Annotated in this window: 14 protein-coding genes and 1 riboswitch; of the genes, 2 read left to right on the top strand and 12 right to left on the bottom strand. The window is 43.2% G+C overall.

The features are described from left to right. Positions 1–33: 33 nt before the first annotated feature. From EES38_RS02655 to EES38_RS02695, 9 genes are all read right to left on the bottom strand, one after another. A complete protein-coding gene (locus EES38_RS02655) occupies positions 34–1476 on the bottom strand; it encodes a 6-phospho-beta-glucosidase (protein ID WP_124935607.1) in 1443 nt (480 codons plus the stop codon). Between the two features lie 276 nt (positions 1477–1752). Next, positions 1753–2634 carry a hypothetical protein gene (locus EES38_RS02660; protein ID WP_124935608.1) on the bottom strand — a complete coding sequence of 294 codons (882 nt, stop codon included), beginning with the start codon at positions 2632–2634 and terminating at the stop codon, positions 1753–1755. A gap of 456 nt (positions 2635–3090) precedes the next feature. Further along, entirely contained in the window at positions 3091–4845 is a 1755-nt protein-coding gene (gene atzF / locus EES38_RS02665; protein WP_124935609.1) for an allophanate hydrolase, read from the bottom strand. Beyond that, on the bottom strand, positions 4842–8459 hold the full coding sequence (gene uca / locus EES38_RS02670) for an urea carboxylase (protein WP_124935610.1): 3618 nt from the start codon (positions 8457–8459) through the stop codon (positions 4842–4844). Before uca ends, atzF begins: the two co-directional genes overlap by 4 nt. Before the next feature lie 90 nt (positions 8460–8549). Next, entirely contained in the window at positions 8550–9188 is a 639-nt protein-coding gene (locus tag EES38_RS02675; RefSeq protein WP_124935611.1) for an urea amidolyase associated protein UAAP2, read from the bottom strand. A 12-nt stretch (positions 9189–9200) separates the two neighbouring features. Continuing rightward, the gene (locus EES38_RS02680; protein ID WP_124935612.1) at positions 9201–9938 is read right to left on the bottom strand and encodes an urea amidolyase associated protein UAAP1; all 738 of its coding nucleotides are present in this window, start codon (positions 9936–9938) and stop codon (positions 9201–9203) included. A gap of 9 nt (positions 9939–9947) precedes the next feature. Next, complete coding sequence (locus EES38_RS02685) at positions 9948–10736, bottom strand: ABC transporter ATP-binding protein (protein WP_124935613.1); 789 nt, start codon at positions 10734–10736, stop codon at positions 9948–9950. Position 10737: 1 nt separating this feature from the next. Beyond that, positions 10738–11559, bottom strand: coding sequence for an ABC transporter permease (locus tag EES38_RS02690; RefSeq protein WP_124935614.1), 822 nt, complete (start codon positions 11557–11559; stop codon positions 10738–10740). Between the two features lie 33 nt (positions 11560–11592). Beyond that, positions 11593–12672, bottom strand: coding sequence for a putative urea ABC transporter substrate-binding protein (locus tag EES38_RS02695; protein ID WP_124935615.1), 1080 nt, complete (start codon positions 12670–12672; stop codon positions 11593–11595). Between the two features lie 67 nt (positions 12673–12739). Further along, a riboswitch (guanidine-I (ykkC/yxkD leader) is annotated at positions 12740–12837 on the bottom strand. 391 nt (positions 12838–13228) lie between these two features. Here EES38_RS02695 and EES38_RS02700 point away from each other — a divergent pair. Both EES38_RS02700 and EES38_RS02705 read left to right on the top strand, forming a co-directional pair. Then, complete coding sequence (locus EES38_RS02700; protein WP_124935616.1) at positions 13229–13978, top strand: FCD domain-containing protein; 750 nt, start codon at positions 13229–13231, stop codon at positions 13976–13978. A 114-nt stretch (positions 13979–14092) separates the two neighbouring features. Then, complete coding sequence (locus tag EES38_RS02705) at positions 14093–15040, top strand: AEC family transporter (protein ID WP_124935617.1); 948 nt, start codon at positions 14093–14095, stop codon at positions 15038–15040. 53 nt (positions 15041–15093) lie between these two features. Here EES38_RS02705 and EES38_RS02710 read toward each other — a convergent pair whose 3' ends face one another. From EES38_RS02710 to aguB, 3 genes are all read right to left on the bottom strand, one after another. Next, positions 15094–16092, bottom strand: coding sequence for a branched-chain amino acid aminotransferase (locus EES38_RS02710; protein ID WP_124935618.1), 999 nt, complete (start codon positions 16090–16092; stop codon positions 15094–15096). Between the two features lie 360 nt (positions 16093–16452). Then, entirely contained in the window at positions 16453–17544 is a 1092-nt protein-coding gene (gene aguA / locus EES38_RS02715; protein WP_124935619.1) for an agmatine deiminase, read from the bottom strand. A 23-nt stretch (positions 17545–17567) separates the two neighbouring features. Continuing rightward, the gene (gene aguB, locus EES38_RS02720; RefSeq protein ID WP_124935620.1) at positions 17568–18452 is read right to left on the bottom strand and encodes an N-carbamoylputrescine amidase; all 885 of its coding nucleotides are present in this window, start codon (positions 18450–18452) and stop codon (positions 17568–17570) included. Positions 18453–18494: the final 42 nt, after the last annotated feature.

The following is an 18494-nucleotide window of genomic DNA, read 5'->3' on the forward strand; positions in this document are numbered from 1 at the left end:
GCCTAAATAACTCTTTAAAATACAAAAGAAAAACTATAACTTTTCCCCATTGGTTGAGATAACATCCTTATACCAGTAGAAAGATTTTTTGCGTGAACGAGCTAAAGATCCCGTATTATCATCATGCTTATCTACATAAATGAATCCATAGCGCTTTTTCATCTCACCCGTTGTGAAAGAGACTAAATCAATACAGCCCCAAGGGGTGTATCCCATCAATTCAACGCCATCAATATTAATGGCTTTAGCCATTTCCTCGATATGAGCCCGCAAATAATCAATGCGGTAGTCATCGTTTATTTCGCCATTTTCTTCTACGATGTCTGTCGCGCCAAAACCATTTTCAACGATAAATAACGGTTTTTCATAACGCTCATACAATGCCGTTAAGCTATAGCGCAACCCTACCGGATCAATTTGCCATCCCCAATCACTGGCCTTGAGAAATGGATTACGAACCGATTGCTTGCGACTACCATCGACCAGCTCTTCCTGGTTACTTGCTTCGGCGGTAGAGTCAACTGTGTTAGACATGTAATAACTAAAACCAATATAGTCAACGACACCCGCTTTAAGCACTGCCTCGTCTTCTTCAGCCATGACAATATTGTACCCTTTACGCTCCCAATCTTTTTTGGCGTAATTAGGATAGTAGCCTTTTGCCATCACATCGGAGAAATAGTAGCGATCTCGCATCGCCACTTCGGCCAACATCACGTCATCCGGATTCGATGAAAATGGATAGAAAGGCACCATGGCAACCATACATCCGATTTGCAGCTGCGGATTTAACTCATGTGCCAGCTTAACCACCTTGGCGCTAGCGACAAACTGATGATGTACCGCCTGAAACATAGCCTCTTCAGGCTTTTCTTTTTGCGTGAATTTTACGCCCGAGCAAGTCCACCCAAAAATATCCAGAGCGGTATTCTTTTGGTTATTAATTTCATTAAACGTCATCCAGTATTTTACTTTATGCTGGAAACGCTCAATGACGACCATAGAGTATTTAACAAATAAATCGATGACTTCACGTCCCGTCCAGCCATCATACTTTTGTGCCAAATGGTAAGGCATTTCAAAGTGGCTAAGTGTAATGACAGGTTCAATACCGTATTTCAGCATTTCATCGAACATATCATCATAAAATTTAAGCCCTTCTTCATTCGGTGTTTCTTCTTCACCCGTTGGGAATATGCGAGTCCAGGCAATCGAGGTTCTAAAACACTTAAAGCCCATTTCAGCAAAAAGCTTGATGTCGTCTTTATACCTTCCATAGAAGTCGATAGCTTCGTGATTAGGATAAAGCTCTCCTGCGATGACACCATCCGTAATTTGACGTTGCTTACCATGTGCTCCAGCGGTAACAACATCGATAATACTCATGCCTTTACCACCCTGATCCCAGCCACCCTCTAGCTGGTGAGCAGCGACGGCACCACCCCACATAAAATTTTCTGGAAAAACCTGGCTCATTCTCAACACTCCCTACGCACAACGTGCAAAATAAAATATATCGCTATCTTCCGGTACCGAAGTTACACCACTTCTATTTATTTCAAAGACAAAGTAACCGGTTACAGAAACCGGTTTCAAAATACAAAAAAAGAGTAGGAATGATCAATCAAGAAAATAATAAATCGTGCTCTGAGTCGCAGAAAGCAACCAAGTAATCAAATGAAATGGAAATATGTGAAGTTCGAAGAATAGCCATAGTTGCAATGGCTGCACGTATAGCGCAGCCAGCTCACTTTATGCGACAAACGACAAATCACTATCATCAGTCAATACATGATAAGACGTATCGCCATAATCGACTGTCAGAGCAGTGTAGTCAGAAGCATCAAGACCTAGAGAAGACAAGTAACTTGCATCATCTGCACTCAAGTCAGAAACGCTTGCAGAATCGAAATCAGAAGCATCAACGTCAAAACCAGTTAAAACTAATCCATCTTCGCTGCCATTGGTAGCAAGTAAATCACTGTCTAATGTCAACTCAACAGTTGAATCACTATTGGCTGCTGTAATAACTTCGAAATTTTCAAACGTTACACCAGTTTGGCTAGATAAAACCAGCGTATCTAAACCATCCCCACCATCAATATCTCGAGAAACACCTTCTGATACATCAGCAACGTTCAAACCAGAAATATCAACAGTATCATTACCGTCGCCAGCATCGATATTTAATGACGTATTTTGACTATTTTCATAATTATCAAAAGTAATGATATCGTCGCCGTTTCCAGAATTAACATTAAACGTGTTACTCCAGTTAATATTGTTACTTTTTACCGAAACAGAAATCGTATCATCACCATCAGAAGTAGTAATATTGCCTCTCTTAGCTTCGTAAACATATACGTGCGCATCTTCAGAAGAATTTTCAATATCAACGTCGACGAAATTATTCACTATCACTTCAGAGTCATCAGAATAGACTTGGGCCTCTTTGAAACCATCTTTGTTCCATTCATCAACATAAACATAACTGGAGTCTGTTTCGTTAAGGTACGCGCCATCGTCATAAATTGATTCACCATCAGTAACCGTTAACGTTGCATTACTTTCATCCAAGTTAGTCGCAGAACCAGTTCCATCTGTATTTGTTGTGCCAGTATTAATTACACTCATTTATTTTCCCTCAAATAAAAAACAATAAATCATAAGATAGAGCCATGATGGTTCTAATATATAGATTTAATATTTACCGTTCGAAGGTCATTATAATAAACACTATTGAAATGTTAATATCATGCAGCCTTAATAATATTATCTTATTTATTCTTCTTAAACCTAAAACATGTTTCTTATAATTGATTTAAAATTATAAGAAATAAACCATCTAAATTTTTCTTAAAAAAAACAAAGCTAATTAACATCTCAAGTATCAGATGTTAATCTATTAAAATCTGATACTTGAGAAAATTAATGATAGAATAGACACTTAGATTTATAGCATATGTGATTTATTGCCAGAAGTTTTTAGGAAGTTAAAATCATTTGTAATAAGTTATTTTCTCATTTCTGATATATTAAAATCGAAGTGACAACAAAAAAGAGGATAAATTATCCTCTTTCTAAATATCTTTACTTTGATATATAACTTCGCCAACCACCAGTTTGAGTAATATCCGTTCCAGATAAAGCCCCAATATTTTCACAGATGAATCCGGTCACCCACTCTCCATTATTCAGCTCCACTTTCCCCAATCCCAGAGGGTGTGGTATTTGGGTGAGTAGCTGACCAAGAGAAGCTTTCGGCATACTCCAAACTTCCACTTCTAGACTTGCTCCACCTAACTCTGTGCGAACGAGTCCTGGGCGAGGAATATCTCCTTGCAATGCATACAATTTGTAAGTGTCGGCCGTCTTGGTAGTACTTTTTAAAATACCGCCAAGTTCAAGCAGCTGATAATTGAGTGGCAGCCCAGACATATGAGCACCACAAGCCATCACATCAATATATTCTTCATCTAAACGCTGCTTTGTCGCGCCTAGAGGTAACTGATTCGCCAACTGCCATTGCTCAGCCAATCTCACCAACCCTTTATCAATGAAAGCTGGGCCAAACAGGGTGATTCCGAAAGGTAATCCAGAGTCACAAAACGCTGATGGTAACGATAGTGCACTGTAATCCAACAAATTCATAAAGTTAGTGTAATAACCAAGGTTGGTATTTAACTGAATTGGGTCAGCATTCATTTCAGCGATGGTATACGTCGTACCTGACGTTGGTGTAACAACGACGTCAACAGTATTTAATAGCTTATCGCATTTTGCTTTGTATGCTTTCAACTGATACATGGCCTTAAATGTATCAGCAGCAGAATAGTCCTTAGCTGATCCAATAATGGTTTGTATCACGGGTAAACACGCTTCCTCATTATCGTTAAAGAAGGATTCAATCGCAGCATATCGCTCAGCGACCCAAGGTCCGTGATAGAGGAGGTTTGCCGTTTCTAAGAAAGGCTCTAGATCAAATTCGATCAACTCAGCTCCAAGTGATTTAAGCTTGGCAAGCGCGATATAAAACGCTTTCTCATAATCGTCGTTACCGAAAAACTTCAGCAGTTCTTTCTTTGGAACACCAATACGTAGCTGACTAAAGGTATCAGGAATCGCTTTCTCAGTATAAACACGAGAATAATCATCTTGCTCATCATACACATAAACAACTTCCTGAAGACGTCGAATATCATCAGCTGAACGAGTAAATAACGTCACGCAATCCAACGTTCGACAAGCCGGTACTACTCCAGAACAACTGAGCAAACCAACCGTTGATTTCATTCCAAATAAATTATTAAAACCAGCAGGGATACGGCCAGAACCCGCGGTGTCCGTACCTAATGAGAAAAACACCTGATTCAGCGCAACTGAGATAGCACTACCAGAACTGGAACCACCAGAAATGTACTCAGGATCAAAACTGTTTTTACCTTCCCCCCAAGGGCTACGTGTACCGTTGATACCTGTTGCAAACTGATCGAGGTTAGTTTTACCCAGCGGTACAGCGCCAGCATCAATCAAACATTGCACAACAAAAGCGGTGTCTGTTGGTTCGTAGGCAAACTCTTTACACGCTGCTGTTGTCGGTAGTCCCTGCAAGTCGATATTATCTTTCACAGCAAACGGCACACCAAATAATGGTAGATCTTCGATTTCTTTACTTTCGAGATTTTGGATATAAGAATCTAACTGAACATCTGATATCAATGAAATCCACGCATTATGGTTATCTTGCTGTGCAGCGAGATGTTTCTGTTTTAAAAAATCTCGTACAGTGACTTCGCCTGATTTATAGGCGGTAAGCAACTGCTCAATTGTTAATACATCTTTCATTTCATCTCTCCCTGATTGTCCGCGTCTTCCGTGTTAATAATAATAAGTGCCTGTCCAGCATTGACCTGATTGCCTTTTTCACAACAGATTGAATCAATGATTCCTGATTCCGTTGCAACGACTTCTAATTCCATTTTCATCGCTTCGAGGATCATCACGGGCTGCCCCGCAACAACTTTGTCTCCTGGTTTGAGTAGCACTTGCCAGATGTTCCCTGCGACATGACTTTCGACCACAATCTGATCATCGCGTAATTCAAGCTGCTGTTGCTCTTCTTCTTCAGCTTCCTCGATGACGAAGTTGGCCTGACCCGTTTCGATCCAGCGTTGTCGTTCGGCTTCAAATGCATTTTGTTGCCGAGTTTTACATTCCGTGATCTCATCACCATGCTGCTCCAATAGCGCATGGTATTGTTTCAACGAAAACTCGGTTTCCTCGATACGCAGCGGATATTGACCTAATGGATGTTTTTGTCGAATATCTAAAAGCTCTTCTGCAGAAACCTCATAGAAACGAATTTGGTCAAAAAATCTGAGTAACCATGGTTGGGTAAATTCTTTGGTTTGACGGAAGCGATTCCACATTTGTAATGTTCTGCCAACAAACTGATAGCCTCCCGGCCCTTCCATACCATAAACACACAAATAAGCGCCACCGATACCTACCGCGTTTTCAGGTGTCCAAGTTCTCGCCGGGTTATATTTCGTTGTCACCAAGCGATGACGCGGATCCATTGGTGTCGCGACTGGCGCACCCAAATAAACATCGCCAAGGCCCATAACGAGATAACTGGCATCAAAGACTATCTTTTTCACTTCATCAACGGATTCGAGACCGTTTATACGGCGAATGAACTCGATATTATCTGGGCACCAAGGGGCATTTTTGCGAACCACTTCATCGTATTTACGAATGGCAAGCTTTGTGGCTTCATCAGCCCAAGATAATGGAAGATGAACTATTCGTCCCGGTACAGTCAGTTCGTCGAGTCCATCAAGACTCGCTTCAAATTCTTCGAGTAGTTCGAGTAGCTGATGACGAGGCAGAGTTAGGTTGTTGTAATGAATTTGCAGAGATCGGATACCCGGTGTGAGTTCTTCCACACCTGGGATAGCACTTTCTTCAATCTTAAGCATCAGTGCATGCACGCGGAATCGAAGTCGGATGTCCAACACCTGAGGTCCATATTCAACCAACAGAAAGTCTTCTCCACTCGGACGATAAACAACCTCTTCTCCATACTTTTCAGCAGGGATGGTCTTGATAATCGGCGAGTTAAACTCAGCTAAGGCAGGTAAATTTGGTTCGCGGTAAGTCAGTGACACGATTTGCTGTAACTGAGATCGCTCTGCTTCTTCCGCTTGTGCCAATGAAACAGGAATAAAGCGGATTGTATCACCAGCTTTGAGCTGTCCCATTTTCCATAAGTCAGCTTTGATGATGGTAACAGGGCAGACAAATCCACCTAAACTAGGGCCATCAGGCCCCAGGATCACTGGCATATCACCAGTAAAATCAATCGTACCGACAGCATAAGCGTTATCATGAATATTGGATGGATGAAGACCAGCTTCTCCGCCGTCTTCCCTCGCCCATTCTGGTTTTGGTCCTATCAGACGAACACCTGTCCGGCTTGAATTAAAGTGAACCTTCCACGTCGCGGAAAAGAAAGCATCAATATCATCTTGAGTGAAGAAATCCGGTGCGCCATGTGGACCATACATTACGTGAATTTGCCATTCGTGACATAACTCAGGTAACTCTGCCGATAGCCCCTCGATAAGTTTAGCTTGGTTAGAGAGAGTATGAATGACATCACCAGCCACGAGTCCCCGACCAGCGTGACCACCAAAATGACCTAGCGTAAAGGTTGACTTGCTGCCCAAATAGTCTGGGCAATCAATACCACCAGCCAGTAAAAGATAACTGCGTGCACCGTTACCCTGTATTCGACCCAGTTTTAACGTTTGCCCTTTTTTCGCTAGAGTAACGACTCCCAGCTGGACAATTTGCTCATCGAGAGAAGCCTGGATAGAGGCTCCAGTCAGAACAAAATATTTGTCCGTGTTAAAACGCAAGGTTGGCCCAGACACAATCATCTCCAACCCTGCAGAATCACTCGGGTTATCCAGTAATTGATTACCGAGACAAAAACTCAGCGAATCCATCGGGCCTGAAGGTGGCACACCAATATTCCAGTAACCTTTACGTCCCGGGTAATCCTGGATTGTCGTCTGCGTACCGCCACTAATCACATCGATGGTATTCGGCTGGTAAACAAACTCATTCAGAGATTGAGTGAGAGTGGTGCCTTGGACAACAGAATCGGAATTAATTAACTGTTTAAGGTAGGCTTGGTTGTGTTCAATGCCATAAATAGAAATCTGCTCTAAAGCCTGATTTAATTTAGCTAATGCTTCTGTTCTGTCCCTGCCCGTGACAATGCATTTTGCCAGCATCGGATCAAAAAATGGCGAGACTTCAACGCCAGCTTCAATCCAGGTTTCAACTCTCAGCTCTGGCATCTCTGGCCATTCAACATAGCTCAGTAAACCAGCACATGGTTGAAAATTCTTATTCGCGTCTTCCGCATACAGTCGAACCTGAATTGAGTGACCTTTAGGCGTTAAGGATGCCGATAGCTGTTCTTGAGATAACGTACCTTCAGCAAGTTTGACCATCCATTCAACAAGGTCAACACCGTATACCTGCTCGGTAACACCATGCTCAACCTGCAAACGTGTATTCACTTCTAGAAAATAGAATTGCTCTGTCGTTTGGTCTAATACAAATTCAACCGTGCCCGCGTTACGGTAGTTAACCTGTTGCGCCAATCTGACGGCCGTATTTTGTAACGCCTGCCGTGTTTGTTCCGACAGATTTGGAGCTGGCGTTTCTTCGATTACTTTCTGATTACGGCGCTGCGCTGAACAATCTCGTTCTCCAAGAGCGGCGACAAAGCCCAGACCGTCACCGAAAATTTGCACTTCAATGTGACGTGCACGCTCAATGAATTTTTCCAGAAAAACGCCGCTGTTACTAAAATTGTTTTCACTCAGTCGTTTTACAGAGTCAAATGCATTCTCGAGAGTTTTCTCATCATAACAACACTGCATTCCGATACCGCCACCACCGGCAGTACTTTTCAACATCACGGGATAACCAATGCGAGCAGCCGCTTCTAAGGCCTGTTGTTTATCTTGTAATAATTCGGTCCCAGGAAGAAGAGGAACATTAGCTTGCTGCGCCAGTGCCCTAGCCGAGTGCTTCAATCCAAACACATTCATTTGTTCTGGCGTAGGACCAATAAAAGCAATATTGTTTTGCTCGCACAAGCCCACAAAATCGGGGTTTTCACTTAAAAAACCATACCCTGGATGAATGGCATTTGCGCCCGACGCTTCTGCTATCGCAATAATTTTTTGTTGATCAAGATAGGTTTTACTGGCGGGACCTTCACCAAGCGAATAAGCTTCGTCCGCCTGAATCACATGAAGACTTTGTGCATCTGCTTCACTGTAGACAGCAACACTTTTAATACCGAGGCTTTTTAACGTTCGGATAATTCGACAAGCAATCGCACCGCGATTGGCTATTAACACCTTATTAAACATTGGATGGCTACCAAAATCTTTCCGGGTCGTCCCGGTCCAATCCCAGAGTCTGTAGTGGGGTCGTCCCCGACTCAGTGCAATTGTGGCTATTTAATTCCAGACCAGGACTTCAACCGGTGTCGGATTATAAGCGTTACAAGGGTTATTTAATTGTGGGCAGTTAGAAATTAATACAATCACATCCATTACCGCTTTTAACTCAACGTATTTACCTGGTGCACTGATTCCATCTTCAAAAGTTAAACCACCTTCAGTCGTAATCGGTACATTCATAAAGAAATTGATGTTATGAGTAATATCGCGTTTGCTCATATTGAACTGTTCGTTTTCTGAAACGGCTAATAACCAACTATCACGACAAGCATGCATGCATTTTTTCTCAATCGCATAACGTACAGTATTACTTTCGGTTGCACAGGCACCGCCTAGTGTATCGTGTCGACCGCAGGTATCCGCTACAATTTCAAGCATTTCGTTTCCTTCACTTGAGAGGATTTTAGTCCCCGCAGTAAGATAAACATTGCCTTGCTCGCGAATTGTGTCGATCGCACTGTAACGCTCTGCAGGGTCGTTCGCATTAAAAAAAAGCGTATCCGCAGCCTGGTTTCCTTCCAGGTCAAGAATTCTCACCGTTTGTCCGGCTTTAACAACTTTCATGTAATAATCACCGGCAGGAACTACATCACGACGTACGGCATTTTCAGGTAATAATTTGCTTTCAATAATCATGATTTTTCCTCCTTAATGGTGACAGCAATCGGTATTCATGTGGAAGCGGCGATTATTTTCAAATCCACGACCATTTTCTTCGCGAGACGTAACACAAGCGTCATCGCTTTGAACGGGCGCAGCTTCGTATAGAGCAATTTCAACTGGCTTGAATGGGTATTCAGTCGCTGGATTCATTGGGTGCGGACAGGTTGTCATCACCACCAAAGTATCCATCTCAAAACGCAGTGCGATGCTGTCTCCTGCCTTACTGTGATCGTTAACGAACTGGAGGTTTCCTTCTTCATCCGTTTTAACGCAACTGAATAGATTCAGGTTAGCTGCAAGGTCTCTCTTACCCAATCCGTACTTCGCTACTTCAACTAACAGTGCGTCATAACCATTCTGTTTCCACTGATTACGATCAGCCTGATAGTTGCGTTCACCCCATTTGTCTGCGACTTTACGTTTGTTGGCGACACCACAAACAGTATCAATCCAGTGAGTGTCATCCTGAATAACCGATGCAAATACGCGTCCCATATCCGAATATAAACAGTGGCCAGCGCTCAGCTTGAATGTATGTTGGCACTTCAACGTATCGGGAGCATTGTAGCGCTCAAGCAGATTAGTCGGATTGTAAAACAACATACTCAGGTTAGCGCCACCCTGCAGGTCAGTTGCTTTTAAAACATGCCCCTTTGGCACGACCATAGACCAGTGCGCCGCACCAGGTAATTTATCCGTAAAAAGTTCTTGTTTAGAAGTCATAGTGTCCTCCTATGCTATTTTCTTCGTTAGTTCGTGAACCTCTTGTGAGGCCTTGTCTTTATCAATCGGGATATCAAAGGTAACCTGTGCACCAAAACGTTCAGGTGCTTGCTCGTCTTTTCTCGGCTGGTCGAATACCCACAATCGATTCCCCAAATGAAATCCCTCGCTAAGGTCATGAGTAATCATGAAAACCGTTAACCCCTGCTCATGCCAAAGGTCTTTAATCAGCACATGCATATCCTTACGAATACCAGGATCGAGTGCGCCAAAGGGTTCATCGAGTAATAAAATACGCGGCTTCTTAATCAGTGACTGGGCAATAGACAAGCGCTGTCGCATACCACCAGAAAGTTCATGCGGATATTTATTCAGTGCATGACCTAATCCCACCGCAATGAGCATTTCTTTAGCACGCTCGCGTACGGCCGCTTTCTGACCTCCAATCGTTCTACCAAACATTAGTGGAACGATCCCCTTAGAATCCAATTCTTCACCCAGCATCACATTCTGGATTGCGGTCAAATGGGGAAAAACAGAATACTTTTGGAAAACGATGCCACGCTCGACACCGGGTTCATTTGAGAGCGGTTGACCATCAAGTAAAATATCACCACGCGTCTGTTGTTCTGTACCGAGCAACATATTCAAAAATGTCGTTTTACCGCATCCCGACGCACCTACAATACTGACAAAGTCACCATGAAAAACGTTGAGATTTAACCTCTCCAGAACAATGTTATCGCCATACTCTTTCCAGACATTTTTTACCTGAATAATAGGTTTTCTTGTATCCATGTTATTCTCCCTGAGACTGGTGATACCAAGGACTCACCTTGAGAGACAGACGTCTTAGCAACCAATCCATCAGGTAAGCAAGTAATGTGATCCAAAAGACGTATGGCAAAATGACGTCCATTGCCAGATAACGACGTACCAAAAATATCCGATAACCCAAACCATCCGTCGCAACAATCGCTTCTGCAGCGATCAGGAATAGCCAGGCACTACCTATGGTTAAACGAACGGATTCAATTAAGCGCGGAAAGATTTGCGGCAAAATAACGCGAATGATGATCTGCCAACTATTGCCCCCCAAGGTTTGCGCTTTAATCAACTGTTCATAAGGCAAAGCCTGAGATTTGAGCTGAATATCGCGAATGATAATGGGACAGACACCAATGAAAATCAGGACGACTTTTGATAGTTCACCCAACCCAAAACTAATGAATAGAATGGGTAAAATGGCCATTGGCGGAATCAGTGAGATCGCTGTTACCACTGGCGAGCAAACAGAACGAATTAACGGAATCATTCCGTTTGCTATGCCTAAAGCCAGACCAACCAGAGCACTTAAACCAACTCCCCAGGCTAAACGCTGCAAACTCGCTAAGGTATCAGCCCAAAGCAGATACTCCCCAGTACGTTTGCTTGGCGTAAAAGCCATACGCTCTACTGCATCGACCAAACTACTAAACGCCGGCAGCAGTTTATCTGCAGGGTTTACGGCCAACCTCGCATCTGATGCCGTCACATAGACCAACATAATGATCAGAAAGGGCAATAATCCCAACATCAACTGCCCATAGCGTGAGGGCTTGCGATTGATAAGTTTTGTCATAACAACTCCAACTGGTCTGAACTTAAAAATGAATTACAGCTTGCCTTCCTCAGCCATCTTCATGTATTTGTCCGTAAAACGCAGTTTGATGTTTGACGAATTACCATAGGTTCCAGCCGGAGTTTCAATACCGACAAATCCAGCATCCGGAGCCCCTTCACCCAATAAACCATGCTCAAATGAGAATTCAGCTACTTTTTGCATTGTTTCTTTTAGGGCTGAACTTTGAGTGAATGCGACAGCATCTTTTGGATCAAAGAACATTTTGGTTGCGGCCAACTGCTTGTTAAAACCAGCCAAGTCAGTACCTGATTCCTGAGCCATCAGAGATTTCGCGTTATCTGCAGCCTTATCTTCAGCACTCATCAGCGCCATAATTTCATACCAAGCGCCTGTCATAGCTTTGGCAAACTTAGGGTTATCATTGACTGTTTCAGTATTCGCAACCATCAAGTCGATGATTTCACCTGGGATTTTAGAAGAATCAAAAACGAGGGATGTATTGGGTTGAGATGTAATTTCACTTAATAGTGGGTTCCACGTTACCGCTGTTGTCACATCATCAGAACTGAACGCAGCTATCATATCTGCATCAGAGGTATTAACGACATTGACGTCTTTCTCGCTCATACCAACAGATTCCAGACCACGAGCCATCAGGTAGTGGGAAACACTTAATTCAACTAAATTGACGTTTTGGCCTTTAATATCTTGCAACGTTTTATCGCCTTTCATCACGATGCCATCGTTACCATCAGAGAAATCGCCCACAATCAGAGCTGTTGAATCCACGCCACTAGCAGCAGGAATGGTTAGAGCATCCATGTTCGTCATGGCCGTTGCATCGAATTGTCCAGCAGTATACTGGTTTACCGATTCAACATAGTCATTAACCTGGATAATATTAATTTTGATGCCATATTTATCTGCCCATTTATCGATGATTCCAGAGAACTTGGCGTAGTCCCAAGGCATCCAACCAACATAGATTGACCAGGCAACATTAAACTCTTGCTTTTCAGCCGCTTGTACGGAATGAGAAGCTAAAGGCAACGCTAAAAGGCTCGCAGATAGTGCAATTGAAGAGAGTGTTTTGCTAAAGGATAGTTTCATGGATTCACCTCCACTGTGAGTCACGTTTACAAAAATGCACAAGAGACATAACCAAGTTAATTGGTCGGCCTCCCGGGCTTTTTTCCCGCCGTGTGACCTCAGAAGAGGTTGACAACTCTTGGACCAGGCACTGATAAATCAGTCGGAACCCTAGATGTCTATTAATCAAATTGTATCAGTGTACATACCAATCACTGAGTTATGCTCTGTTGCAGCTAACGTTTTTCATCATACAATATGCATGCCAAGAGAAAAATCATTGTTTTTACTGTAATTAATATTTTTATTACTACATCATTGCACCAATGATGACCATAAACTCGCTCTATTAGGGTGCAAATCTATGACATTATCAATGCCGCAAACATACCTTGAGAGAAGCGCAACTGGAGTTGATAGTGATTTGAGGAAATCAATGAAATCTTCGACAGGTAAATAAGAATCTGGCTCACAGATTATCTCATTCTAGTGAGCCTTCTGAAACATAAGCTTAGCGAATTAGTCAGTCTGTGTTAGAATTGGTATAACAAATTTATGACAATAGCAGGGGCTAGTTATGGACGTGGGTGACAAGCTTTACCACAAAATTGCAAATAACTTTAAGAACGATATTCAGGAAGGTAAATATCGTGTCGGTGACATGCTCCCAGCAGAACGTGTTATATCAGAACAACTAAGCGTCAGTCGTACCGTCGTCCGAGAAGCAATGATCATGCTTGAAGTTGAGGGTTACGTTGAAGTCCGCAAAGGATCTGGTATCCGTGTTATCAATCAATTTGGTATAGCAAATTCATCACAAAATGAATTGGACGCAGCCAATAGTTTCATGCTCAATTGTGGGCCTTTCGAGCTATTACAGGCTCGCCAGCTCATCGAAAGTAACATTGCTGAATTTGCTGCTATCCAGTGTACAAAGCAAGATTTAGTCGCATTGATGAAAATTCAGGAGCAGGCAAAAGCCGACGACCACGCTCGTGACTCACACTGGGACAAAGAATTTCACTTACAAATCGCTCGCTGTACGCAGAATTCCGCTATCGTCCACGTTGCTCAGCTCCTTTGGGAACAACGTGAAAATAACCCCTATTGGAAAAAAATGCATGAGCATATCCTTGATAGCGAGATTCGCAGTTGGTGCGACGAGCACGATGAAATTCTTAAAGCTCTAATGCAGAAAGATCCTAAAGCAGCGAAGCAAGCAATGTGGCGTCATCTCGAAAATACCAAAGAGATGCTATTTAACGCGACTAATGATGATTATGACCGTTTTCTCTACGCAGAAAGTCCAATTTTTGACATGCAATAAGTCCATTTAACACTTCTCTATTGGGTGCGTTAAGGATATCTCTCGCACCCTGAGTTGCTCAACTCGTCTTGCAGATTTTAAGTTGGTATATCTACAACTATGTAAAGGATTGATATGTTAACCGTCCTATCAGTGATCTTCCCTATTTTCCTGATAATGTTAATCGGGTATGTCGCAGCGCGTCTCAGTTTGGTTTCCAGCCACTCTCTTTCGGATATGGGACGCTATGTCATTTACATTGCTCTCCCGGCTGTCATCCTAAAAACGGTTCTCAACATCGATCTGCAAGCAATGCTCAACTATAGGTATCTTTCTGCCTATGCTTTGGCATCCATAGCTCTAACTCTAATCGGGTTGTTCTTTTATCAAAAAATATTAGGATTGGGCAAACTGGATACTTCCGTATCCATAACAGGCATGGTGCTACCTAACAGTTCATTTATCGGCTATCCAATCATTATTCAACTGATCGATAACGCGCCAGTGAATGCATTCGCGATGGCCCTGCTAGTAGAAAACCTGTGTGTTCTTCCACTGTGCTTTATCTTGATGGACTATAGTAACCTCAATAACCAGCAACCGCTCAAAATCAAGGTATACACTCTTTTGAAGCGGATAATTAAAAATCCACTGCTAATCGCAATTTTACTCGGTGTTATCGGCAACTTATTGGATTTGCAACTTCCAGCCACACTTGAAACAACGCTTGATTTACTCGCACCGTCTGCGGTTGCTGTGGCTTTAATTGTTATCGGTGGCGCATTAGCACAGATAAGAATTGGTCGTTCGAACGTAACACAACTGCTTTCGGTTACGATGGGTAAACTCATCATTCACCCACTACTCGCCATATTGATGCTGCACCTCTTACTTCCGGGGCATTACGAACTCAAACTGGCATTAGTCATCATCGCAGCAATGCCTATGTTCAGTGTTTACTCTGTTATTGGCGATATGTACCGCAGGCAAGCATTTTGTAGCTCAGCACAATTGGTTACCAATCTACTTTCAATCATTACCATTCCGATAATGATCACACTTGCTCAAGCTATCTTCGGGTAATAAAAAAGCCAGCATCAACGCTGGCTTCTCTCTACATTTGAATAACCCACTGCTTACGCAATTTTAGTTAACCAATTGTGTGTATCAGGTGCTTTACCCCATTGAACATCGTTCAGTGCTTGACGCAGTTTTTGCGCTATTGGACCAATTTCACCTGATCCCACTTTAACGTCTTCACCGTTGTAAATAAAAGTGCCTACGGAAGTTAGAACCGCAGCCGTACCTGACAGCATAGCTTCAACTCCTGGTTTTGCTGCACGCTCAAGCAACTCTTCAACAGATACTTCACGCTCAGAGACAGTCATGCCCAAATCTTTTGCGATAGTAAGAATGCTAGAACGAGTTACCCCATGTAGGAAACTTGAATCCAGAGGTTTGGTAATGATTTCGTTGCCATCAACCAATAGGAAGTTCGCTGCACCGGTTTCAGTGATGTAACCGTTTGGACAGAACAATACCTGATCCGCCTGATATTTTGCTTTCGCTTCTAATGTTGGAGCTAGCGCGCTTGCGTAGTTACCACCACTTTTGATCATACCCATGTGAGAAGCACAACGTTGACCAGTTTCGTCAAGTAACAGGCGAAGAGCGTGTGCACCACCTGCGAAGTAATCACCCACTGGAGAGAGCAGGATGTAAAGCATAGAAGTCAGAGAGGGTGCTGCAGCTTTACCAACCGCTGGCTCCGTACCAATGTGTGTTGGACGAATATACATAGAGCCCGGAGGAGCGGGTACTTCTGAAGCAAACTCAGCAACGACATCTTTAATCATCTGAGTCATTTGCTCTTTGTTTACTTCTGGTAGAGAAAGAAGTTTACTGCTCTGCGCGAAACGCTCGACGTTTTGGTCCATTCGAAAGACGTGCACGCTGCCGTCTTCGTGACGGAATGCTTTCAAGCCTTCAAAACAAGTGCTTGAATAGTGCAAGACGTGTGCACCCGGGTGTAGAGAGATGCTGTCTGATGCAACGATCTGAGCGTCAGACCATTGATTATTTTCGAATGTTGTCAATGCCATTTTCGGCATAAACACGCTACCAAAAGCCGCCATTATATTTTCCTACTGAATAAAACTATGAAAGGGATGCTGTGTACTGTTCTTATAAGTTTGGGCAGGCGATATGATTGGATGTCCATAACTTAATAACCAGATACTAAAACAGATTGCTTGCTTTAGAAAGTGGCAATAAACGAATAAGGTATATTTTCTATGAATTATCAGCGTTTTCGAGGAAATGATTTAGATCAATAAAACTAACGCTTACCGTTTTAATCGCAAGATATTGATAGAATGAATATTTATTGAATGTGCCAATTTCAATACATATAAAAGAGATACAGCGAAAACCAGATTAGCTGCCGAATACAGACACTGAGACATTTAGTCGTATCTGCATTCGGATTGAATATTTTATCTTCGACGAGGAACTTGTTGGGTGATGCAGTGAATATTGCCACCACCTAGCGCCACTTCTCGCGTTGGAATCCCAATAAGATCGTAGTCAGGAAATGCCTCCTGCAGTACATTTCTGGCTTCCAGATCGGTGGTTTCATCTAAGAGTGGATAAACAATAAGACCGTTAGTAATCAGGAAATTGGCATACGAACAAGCCATACGTTCTCCTGCCTGACGTTTCATTCCCTCGCTTGGCTCAATACCATCCGCTTCCTGCTGAGTAATAAACATAGGGCGCGGTAATGGCAACTTATATACCTTCACTCTGCGTCCCTGCGCATCCGTTTCTGACGACAAAACATCAAAGGCTTTTCGGCTAATATCATATTGAGGGTCACTTGGGTCATCACACCACGCTAGCATCACCTCTCCTGGTTTGACGACATGCATAATATTGTCGACGTGTCCGTTCGTTTCATCATTAAACAAACCCAATGGCAACCAGATGACTTTTTTGATCCCTAAATATTGCGCTAACCGCTGTTCGATTTGTTGCTTGGATAAATCGGGATTACGACTGGGATGAAGTAAGCACTCTTCAGTGGTATATAGCGTTCCTTCTCCATCGACATGGATAGAGCCGCCTTCCAGAAAAATCGGTGCTTGATAGAACTTGTCACCTGTTGTCGAAGCCATTTTCTCAGCCACCAAGTCGTCTAATGCCCAGTCGGAATAAAGACCATCGACTTCCCCACCCCAGGCGTTGAACCGCCAGCTAATTCCCCGACGTTCACCATTAGAATGCGTCACATAAGTCGCGCCCATATCTCGCATCCAACTGTCGTTGTAGTCCATTTCAACCACAGTTATGTGAGAGGGCAATGATTCCCGCGCCTGATTGATATACTCTGGATCAACGGCCATCACGACCGACGTTTTCTCCGCGATTGCGGATGCAATGGTACAAAATGCCTTTTGTGCAGGAAGAGCCCCATCACGCCAGTTGTCCGCGCGAACAGGCCAAGCCATCCACACCTGATCATGCGGCTCATGCTCTCCGGGCATTCGAAAACCGTCTTCCACGGGTAGATTCACTCTATTGTCCATAATATAACTTCCTTCCTTGTCCGTTATTTATCTTTAAGTACACCATCGAGTGTTTGTAGATGACGGTATTGATCTGGGCGTCTGTCTCTGAACAATCCCCATGCACTGCGCTGGAATGCGATTTCGTCTAAATCAAACTCATGAACCAAAACTGTTTGTGAGGTTTTATCCGCAAGCGCTACGATTTCACCAGTGTGATCCGCGATGAAGGACGAGCCGAAGAAGGTCAATTCTAAATCGCGGAACTGTGCCTGTTCTGAGCCAATACGATTAGAAGCGATAACAGGAACCTGATTGGCTGCGGCATGGCCTTGCATCGTTCTCTGCCAATGAGGTTGAGAATCAAGTTGAGGCTGACTAGGTTCACTACCAATAGCCGTTGGGTAAAGAATTAGCTCAGCGCCTTGAAGAGCAAGACTTCGTGCTGTTTCAGGAAACCATTGATCCCAGCAGATGCCGACACCGATTTTTGCATAGCGTGTTTTCCACACCTTAAATCCAGTATCCCCGGGGCTAAAATAGTACTTCTCAAGGTAGCCATCGCTGTCTGGAATATGAGTCTTGCGATACGTTCCAAGCAGTGAACCATCTGCATCAATCATCGCAACGGTGTTAAATTTCACGTTTCCAGCTTTTTCAAACCAAGAAAACGGCAACACGACTTCGAGCTCTTTGGCGAGTGCCGAAAGACGCTTAAAGGCGTCATTTTCTTCTAGCACAGACGCCAGTTTGTGATAAGACTCATCGATTTCGATACAGAAATAAGGCGTTTCAAATAGCTCCTGAAGCAGGATAACCTGTGCACCTTTTGCTGCAGCTTCACGCACCAGACTCACTGCCTTCTCAACGTTATCTTGCTTATCCCACGAGCACGCCATTTGGGTAGCGGCAACTTTTACTTTTCTCATTTCAATCCCTTACGTTGTTGTTCTATAGAATTTTTATAAAAA

Origin of the sequence: Vibrio viridaestus, from assembly GCF_003856525.1 — a bacterium.
Lineage (GTDB): Bacteria > Pseudomonadota > Gammaproteobacteria > Enterobacterales > Vibrionaceae > Vibrio > Vibrio viridaestus.

What these genes read in the sequence shown, in the direction of transcription:
- EES38_RS02655 (WP_124935607.1), bottom strand. Translation starts at nt 1,476, where the DNA reads ATGAGCCAGGTTTTTCCAGAAAATTTTATGTGGGGTGGTGCCGTCGCT.
- EES38_RS02660 (WP_124935608.1), bottom strand. Translation starts at nt 2,634, where the DNA reads ATGAGTGTAATTAATACTGGCACAACAAATACAGATGGAACTGGTTCT.
- atzF (WP_124935609.1), bottom strand. Translation starts at nt 4,845, where the DNA reads ATGAAAGATGTATTAACAATTGAGCAGTTGCTTACCGCCTATAAATCA.
- uca (WP_124935610.1), bottom strand. Translation starts at nt 8,459, where the DNA reads ATGTTTAATAAGGTGTTAATAGCCAATCGCGGTGCGATTGCTTGTCGA.
- EES38_RS02675 (WP_124935611.1), bottom strand. Translation starts at nt 9,188, where the DNA reads ATGATTATTGAAAGCAAATTATTACCTGAAAATGCCGTACGTCGTGAT.
- EES38_RS02680 (WP_124935612.1), bottom strand. Translation starts at nt 9,938, where the DNA reads ATGACTTCTAAACAAGAACTTTTTACGGATAAATTACCTGGTGCGGCG.
- EES38_RS02685 (WP_124935613.1), bottom strand. Translation starts at nt 10,736, where the DNA reads ATGGATACAAGAAAACCTATTATTCAGGTAAAAAATGTCTGGAAAGAG.
- EES38_RS02690 (WP_124935614.1), bottom strand. Translation starts at nt 11,559, where the DNA reads ATGACAAAACTTATCAATCGCAAGCCCTCACGCTATGGGCAGTTGATG.
- EES38_RS02695 (WP_124935615.1), bottom strand. Translation starts at nt 12,672, where the DNA reads ATGAAACTATCCTTTAGCAAAACACTCTCTTCAATTGCACTATCTGCG.
- EES38_RS02700 (WP_124935616.1), top strand. Translation starts at nt 13,229, where the DNA reads ATGGACGTGGGTGACAAGCTTTACCACAAAATTGCAAATAACTTTAAG.
- EES38_RS02705 (WP_124935617.1), top strand. Translation starts at nt 14,093, where the DNA reads ATGTTAACCGTCCTATCAGTGATCTTCCCTATTTTCCTGATAATGTTA.
- EES38_RS02710 (WP_124935618.1), bottom strand. Translation starts at nt 16,092, where the DNA reads ATGGCGGCTTTTGGTAGCGTGTTTATGCCGAAAATGGCATTGACAACA.
- aguA (WP_124935619.1), bottom strand. Translation starts at nt 17,544, where the DNA reads ATGGACAATAGAGTGAATCTACCCGTGGAAGACGGTTTTCGAATGCCC.
- aguB (WP_124935620.1), bottom strand. Translation starts at nt 18,452, where the DNA reads ATGAGAAAAGTAAAAGTTGCCGCTACCCAAATGGCGTGCTCGTGGGAT.